Raw genomic sequence first — 6,442 nt, forward strand, 5'->3', positions numbered from 1 at the left:
TTATAGTTTACTTCAAAAGTAAACAACTTTATTATCTCTATACAAATACAGGAAATATCAGTTCATAGACTCTGCCGAAATTGTCTCACACCCGTTGAATGTCGCAAATTTTTGGAAACAACTGTTTAAAGCTGTTCGCAATTGTGTTGTTTGCTTCACACCGTTCTCGTACCAGACGTTTTTAACAACGAGTGTTCCAGTTTTTCTCTCCGCGATAATCTCGGCTCGTCCAATGAAGCTCTCTCCATATAATAGAGGCAGCACATAATAGCCGAATTTTCGTTTGATTGCAGGGGTGTAAATCTCCCAGGTGTAATCAAAGTCAAACAATTCGTTGATAAGTTTTCTGTCCCATACGAAATTATCTAGCGGAGCAATAAGCTCGCAACGCAATTTCGGCTCCTGATTTTGCAGAACGGCTTCAATAAGCGGTAAATCATCCGCGAGGCAGTACAGCATATCCTTCATTTGCTCCACGGCAACAGCAACAATGCGAGCTTCGTGTAATAGCTGGCGGAAAACCTCTTTGCGCTGTGCTGCTTTCATCCCCCATATATTCAACCATGCATCTGACGCACGATTCCATAAGAGTCCAACCGAGCCGATTCGACGTAGTACCCGCCACTTATGATGCTCAAGCTCATCTTCCAGCGGCTCTGATGCACTCAGCAGATTTGGCTGTATGTACTTCTTGGCTATATCGTAATATTTACGCGTTCCTTTTTTATGATGGATAATCAACTCACCCGTCGAATACATCTGTTCCAGCACTGATCGAGATGAATTGTTTCCACTGCTCCAGTGGATGGCCGATTGCCAAGAGAAATCTCCATCCAACTTTAAATCATCCGAACTTAGTGCACCGTGATTTTGGATATGAGCCCGTACTTGCGCTGTCAACGCTTCCATTTCGGGATAGCGTTCGGCATGTTGTCGGGCAGCCTGCCTGTATCGCTCAAAATACGGCCAGTCCTCGACAGGGATAATGGCCAGGTTCTTGTCGGGATAATCGACAAGGCTTCTATCCTCATACAGCAAATCAGCGAGCATTCCCTTAGTAAATCCTTTGATTCGCGACTGTAACACTAATTCGGCGTTTTTTCCGCAAACATCGATGGGGTCGTATTGAATACAGCCAACCTGCCGAGCAAAGTCCAATATGCCCTGCTTCCCGCTAAATTTATATTCGTCCAAAAGTCCGTGTTTCAACAACAGAAATTGCCGTGCCTGGCGGTTTGTTAATTGGATCATGTACGCACCTACCTCTAGTTTAGTTTTCTTATTATATTACATTAGGGGATGGAGGGGAAAAGAGAAGGGAAATTTGTTCACGTCCTTGCTGGGTTGTTTCTTGGACTTATTATTGGCTGGCTCGAGTCCAGTGCAATACCGAACTCAAACCAACCAATCAGCCGCATAATAATAACTCTAACTTTAAGTAAGACTACCCAGGAGGGCATCTTTTCGTTATTGCATTTCTTTTGTTGGGCCCATCACAGGTGGTACTGGTAAGCCTGCTTGACGTAATAGCACCATCATTTGGCCACGGTGATGTGTTTGGTGGTCAATTAAGAAACGTAATAATGCACCATTTGTTGCAACACTCGCAATGCCTGTTTCTGTTAGCAAGTCCACATCTGATAGCTTGGCTACCTCTTCCTTGACCGCCTCTGCTGCTTTTTCGTAAGCTGCTATAATTTCTCTTGCTGTCGCTGGAACTGGTTCATCTTGACCAATCATTGGTACAGTTAAACCTGCTAAATGACTAAAATAACCTGTTGTTTCTACTAAATGCCAGCCTAACCAACCAAGTGTACTATGCCCTTCCAAAATACTTTGTCCTAATTTGTCATCTGTTACGGCTTGTAATACTTGCAATGTCCCTTCCACAGCTACTACCCATTCCTTTAAAAAATCATCCACTTGTCGATACATCCAAACTCCTCCTCTATCATTCACTTCTATTTTATTATACGAAACATAAAGGAAAAATGCAAACACACGTTCCTATTAAAGAGTGTGTACAAAAAAACATCTGTATCTGCTAAACTTGAGAATACCATCAAAAAGGTTAGGGAGATGAGCGATTTGAGTAACGAAAAAATACCAAAAAACAAGCGATGTAAGCATTAAAAATCGTAGAGGAGTTGCTTGGAAGTTCGATTGTCGGGGTATATCTATTTGGTTCTGCAGTAAATGGTGGCTTACGCATTAATAGTGATGTAGAGGTCCTAGTGGTCGTGAATTATAGATTTCCTGAAGTAACTCGAAAAAAACTAACAGATAGACTAATGCTTATATCTGGAAAGATAGAAAATGCAGATTCTGTGAGACCACTTGAAGTCACTATTATAAACCATAGCGATGTTGTACCTTGGCGATATCTACCAAGAAATAAATTTACCTATGGTGAGTGGCTCAGGAGTGATTCTGAGAAAGGACAAATCTAGGAGCCAACCTATGGACCCTGATTTAGCTTTTGTTTTAGCACAAGTGAGAAAGAAGAGTATTTCTCTATTTGGTCCTGATGCTTCAGATATACTTGACCCCAGAGTGATTAAGGAGTCTTTACCTGGGTTGATTGAGGGTATCAAAGGTGATGAGCGTAATGTAATTTTAACCCTGGCTCGAATGTGGCAGACAGTGTCTATTGATGAAATTTCTCTAAAAGATGTGGCTGCAGAATGGGCTTTACCTCAGCTGCCCAAAGAATATTCGACATTACTCAACTTAGCCAGAAAAGCATATCGAGGAGAGTATGTTGATAAGTGGAAAGGACTGGACTCCGAAGTGACAGCACTCGTTAATCATATGAAAAATTCTATAGAATCTTGTTTTATCACTTAACTGAATTTTATTCCGTTTAAGAGCGCGTTTGTTGAAGGTCAACAGTAGAAAATAATCAAACTTTTTATAAAAATTATACAATACTTTACAAAGAAAGAATCCTTTGATCAATCTTTTTTTCAAAACGGATTCTTTTTAATCAAACTTTATTCCAAACCACATTTTCAGCAGGTGTGTCTAAACATTCACCCTCTCTTAAATTGCTCAATCTGAGTTGTATATACCAAAGAAGCTCTCCTCGTCGTTTTTGCGATCAAAGAGAGCTTCTTATTCTATATAAATAAGGGGGAATTTTGACTAGCTTTCAAGTGCAATGTTCGGTTTCCAATCAAGCATTTTTAAGAGCTAAAGGTTATAACAATAGATATATAGTTGGGGATCCTACATATCTTATTGCTGCAAAGCATCTGATTCTCTAGTTAAACATTTTGACAAATTGTTAATACTTGTTTGACAGCCTCTGCCGATTGATCGAGTGCCGTTTTTTCTTCATTTGTAAGGTGCAATTCGATAACTGATTCAATTCCATTGCCGCCTAATATTGTCGGCACCCCTAAAAATAATTCGTGGTAACCGTACTCTCCTTCTAATAGGGCAATAGAAGGAATTATTTTGCGTTGATCTTTCATGATGATCTCGACCATTTGTGCACAGGCAGCAGCTGGCGCATAATAAGCACTACCCTTGCCTAATAAACCAACAATTTCTCCGCCACCTTTACGTGTACGTTCTACAATTTGCTGCAGTCTGTCTTGAGGAATCAGTTTCTCTAATGGGATCCCTCCAGCATAGGAATATCGAATTAAAGGGACCATTTCGTCGCCATGCCCACCTAAGACAAATCCTGACACATCCTCCGTTGCAATTTGAAGCTCTTGTGCTACAAATGTATTAAAACGTGCTGTATCTAACACACCAGATTGACCAATGATTCGATTTTTCGGAAATCCTGTTTCCTTATAGCAAACATAAGTCATGGCATCAACTGGATTGCTTAGTACTAGGACTATGCTGTTTGGCGCATAATGTTTTATTTGTCTAGATACTTGTTGAATAATTTTTGCGTTCGTCGCCACTAAGTCATCCCGACTCATGCCCGGTTTACGAGGAATACCTGCTGTGATAATGACAATATTTGCTCCTGCTATATCCTCATAATTACTCGTTCCTTTTATAGAAACATTAAACCTTTCGATTGGTCCTGTTTGTAATAAATCCAGCGCCTTTCCTTTTGTTGGATTCTCCACTTCTGGAATATCTAACAGCACAACATCTCCAAGCTCTTTTTGTGCCAAAAATAAGCTTAAAGTTGCGCCAGTATGACCAGCACCGATTACAGCAATTTTACTTTTTCGAAATGCCATTATACCTCACCTCGATTTTCTGTAGCTGCTGTTTCCGTCGTTTTTTTAGCACGCGTTGATGTTGCTGTTGGCTTTTTCTTCGGTGCTTCTGGTCCTTTAATCATTTGAAAAACATCTTCATCAGGCCGTGGAATTACGTGAGCGCCTAATAGTTCTCCAACGCGCTTAGCCGCCTCTTTTCCAGCATCTACAGCTGCTTGAACTGAACCAACATCACCTTTAACTACTACAGTAACGATGCCACCATCAACAAATTCTTGTTTTACGATGGTCACATCTGCCGCCTTTATCATCGCGTCTGCTGCCTCATAAGAACCAACTAATCCTTTCGTCTCAATCATTCCAATTGCACTACTCATTATCCTCACCTCGCATCACTTCCGTAGAATCAATAATACCAATAACGACCGCATCGATAGGCAACGGATTTTCTTTCATAATATAGCGGGATGATCCACCACTTGTTATGAGCACATCATCTCCAATTCCTGCCCCGATACGGTCAGCAGCTACAATTTCTGTACGAACCGGCTGTTGATTGGAATCGATTGGTTGAATAATTAATAATTTCAAGCCATTCAACCCTTCTTCTTTGCGCGTTGCCCATACACTACCTATCACTCTTCCGATCTGCATGAACTTCACCCTCTTTATCCCATATGGACTATAATTACTCAGAGCGAATTGTTAACGTCTTATTCAACTCTCGTATTTTGTCATAAGCCAATGCTGTCACGATTGTTTTTTTAGGAACAACAATTTCCTGCGCCTCTATTTCAAGCACTTCTACTTGCGAAAGTAGTTTCTTATCAAATTGATAGCTTAATGATTTTTCAGCCTGACTTACGACTGGCGAAAGTTCTTGAACATTCATTTGTCCCTTAGCTTGAGCATTGACAATTTCCGCAAATGCACCTTGCTGGATTAAACCGGCATTTGCCTCATCTGTATCGATATGCATCTCCAATCGATAACGCTCTGAAACGCGAATCGTTACATTTGATAAAATAATCGGTCTTAAACCTTGTACTTTAATTTGTACCGATTGTCCGTCCACTACTTGGAACCGAGCACTGTCAGCTGGTGACATATGAATATGTGCTTGTGCAATAATGAGTCCCTCATTTAGCACCACACTGCCCTTTGGACCAATAAGTGTAACGGGGCTAGAGCCTTTAATATCTCCTGAAATTCTTAGTGGTGGTTTAACCCCTAATTTCATCGCGTCTGTCCAGCTAATTTCCACTTGGGATAATGAACGAGCTGGGCCTAAAATGCGCACTCGCTCAATGGAACCCTTTGGACCAGCAATAACAATTGTTTCCTCAGCAGCAAACTGTCCTGGCTGCGAAAGCTCAAACTTAGGTGTTAATTGATAGTTCTCACCAAAAAGCTGCTCTACTTCCGCTTGAGCCAGATGGACATGTCGTGCTGATACACCAACAGGGATTTTACCGTCATGTTGAGAGGTAGGCTGATTTTTTAAAACTTGTTGCAATACTTCTTCGACGATTTTTTGAACTAAATTTTCCTGCATCTAACCTCCTCCTTATGTCAATGATCTGATCATTTTCCCTTGAGCTTGCTGTTCAATAAAGCCTGCATTCGCTTCATCAGTATCGATATGCATCTCTAAACTAAAATCATTCGATACACGAACTACTACCCCACGAAATGTCACAGGTCGTTCACTATCTACTTCAACAGATACTAATTCATTATTTTGAACGTCCAATGCCATCGCATCTTCTTCCGTCATATGAATATGTGCCTGTGCAATAATGACTCCCTGCTTAATGATTATTTCTTTTTCTTGATTATTTAATTTGATGCCAGCTGAACTTTCGATATCACCCGATTGTCTCAAAGGAGGGGTTAATCCTAATTTCATTGCATCTGTTCGACTAATTTCCACCTGTGTTGCCGCTCTTACAGGACCTAATACACGTACATTGTGAAGAACACCTTTTGGTCCCTCAATAGAGACACGCTCCTTGGCTGCAAACTGTCCTGGCTGCGAAAGATCAAAATCCTTCGTTAGTGCTGCATTCGGACCAAAAAGTGCCTGTAAATCCTCTTCACTGACATGTATATGACGAGCTGAAATGGCCACAGGAAATGTTTTTGTCGCTGTATTCAAGTTAGCCACCTCTATATCTTTTAGCTAGTCGCTTTGACTTCCATCCTTCACTTCGGAGATTCCTTCTGTCGCTCCAGTGATTCTTTCCGTC

At 41.0% G+C, this 6,442-nt stretch carries 7 protein-coding genes and 1 pseudogene; 1 reads left to right on the plus strand and 7 read right to left on the minus strand.

The genetic code is table 11. The features are described from left to right. Positions 1-57: 57 nt before the first annotated feature. Both ACFCYJ_RS08505 and ACFCYJ_RS08510 read right to left on the minus strand, forming a co-directional pair. Positions 58-1,251, minus strand: a complete 1,194-nt coding sequence (locus ACFCYJ_RS08505; RefSeq protein WP_376073307.1) for a winged helix-turn-helix domain-containing protein — start codon at positions 1,249-1,251, stop codon at positions 58-60. Positions 1,252-1,467: 216 nt separating this feature from the next. Beyond that, complete coding sequence (locus tag ACFCYJ_RS08510) at positions 1,468-1,935, minus strand: DinB family protein (protein ID WP_376073310.1); 468 nt, start codon at positions 1,933-1,935, stop codon at positions 1,468-1,470. Positions 1,936-2,079: 144 nt separating this feature from the next. On the opposite strand from ACFCYJ_RS08510, the pseudogene ACFCYJ_RS08515 reads away from it, so the two are divergent. Then, positions 2,080-2,847: pseudogene (locus ACFCYJ_RS08515) on the plus strand (aminoglycoside adenylyltransferase family protein). Positions 2,848-3,266: 419 nt separating this feature from the next. On the opposite strand, the gene mdh reads toward ACFCYJ_RS08515, so the two are convergent. Genes mdh through ACFCYJ_RS08540 form a run of 5 tightly spaced genes read right to left on the minus strand, consistent with a single transcriptional unit; the run spans position 3,267 to position 6,351 of the window. Next, complete coding sequence (mdh, locus tag ACFCYJ_RS08520) at positions 3,267-4,211, minus strand: malate dehydrogenase (protein WP_376073313.1); 945 nt, start codon at positions 4,209-4,211, stop codon at positions 3,267-3,269. Then, a complete protein-coding gene (locus tag ACFCYJ_RS08525; protein WP_376073316.1) occupies positions 4,211-4,570 on the minus strand; it encodes a BMC domain-containing protein in 360 nt (119 codons plus the stop codon). Before ACFCYJ_RS08525 ends, mdh begins: the two co-directional genes overlap by 1 nt. Next, positions 4,563-4,847, minus strand: coding sequence for a EutN/CcmL family microcompartment protein (locus ACFCYJ_RS08530; RefSeq protein WP_376073319.1), 285 nt, complete (start codon positions 4,845-4,847; stop codon positions 4,563-4,565). The genes ACFCYJ_RS08525 and ACFCYJ_RS08530 overlap by 8 nt, the downstream gene beginning before the upstream one ends. Before the next feature lie 34 nt (positions 4,848-4,881). After that, a complete protein-coding gene (locus ACFCYJ_RS08535) occupies positions 4,882-5,748 on the minus strand; it encodes a phosphate propanoyltransferase (protein WP_376073322.1) in 867 nt (288 codons plus the stop codon). 12 nt (positions 5,749-5,760) lie between these two features. Next, positions 5,761-6,351 (minus strand): phosphate propanoyltransferase, encoded by a 591-nt coding sequence (locus ACFCYJ_RS08540; RefSeq protein WP_376073324.1) that lies wholly within the window; start codon positions 6,349-6,351, stop codon positions 5,761-5,763. Between the last annotated feature and the right edge of the window lie 91 nt (positions 6,352-6,442).

This window comes from Lysinibacillus sp. NPDC056232, from assembly GCF_042267565.1.
Taxonomy (GTDB): domain Bacteria; phylum Bacillota; class Bacilli; order Bacillales_A; family Planococcaceae; genus Lysinibacillus.

Coding starts and splice junctions, on each gene's coding strand:
- ACFCYJ_RS08510 (WP_376073310.1), bottom strand. CDS start 1,935: ATGTATCGACAAGTGGATGATTTTTTAAAGGAATGGGTAGTAGCTGTG.
- ACFCYJ_RS08535 (WP_376073322.1), bottom strand. CDS start 5,748: ATGCAGGAAAATTTAGTTCAAAAAATCGTCGAAGAAGTATTGCAACAA.
- ACFCYJ_RS08525 (WP_376073316.1), bottom strand. CDS start 4,570: ATGAGTAGTGCAATTGGAATGATTGAGACGAAAGGATTAGTTGGTTCT.
- mdh (WP_376073313.1), bottom strand. CDS start 4,211: ATGGCATTTCGAAAAAGTAAAATTGCTGTAATCGGTGCTGGTCATACT.
- ACFCYJ_RS08530 (WP_376073319.1), bottom strand. CDS start 4,847: ATGCAGATCGGAAGAGTGATAGGTAGTGTATGGGCAACGCGCAAAGAA.
- ACFCYJ_RS08505 (WP_376073307.1), bottom strand. CDS start 1,251: ATGATCCAATTAACAAACCGCCAGGCACGGCAATTTCTGTTGTTGAAA.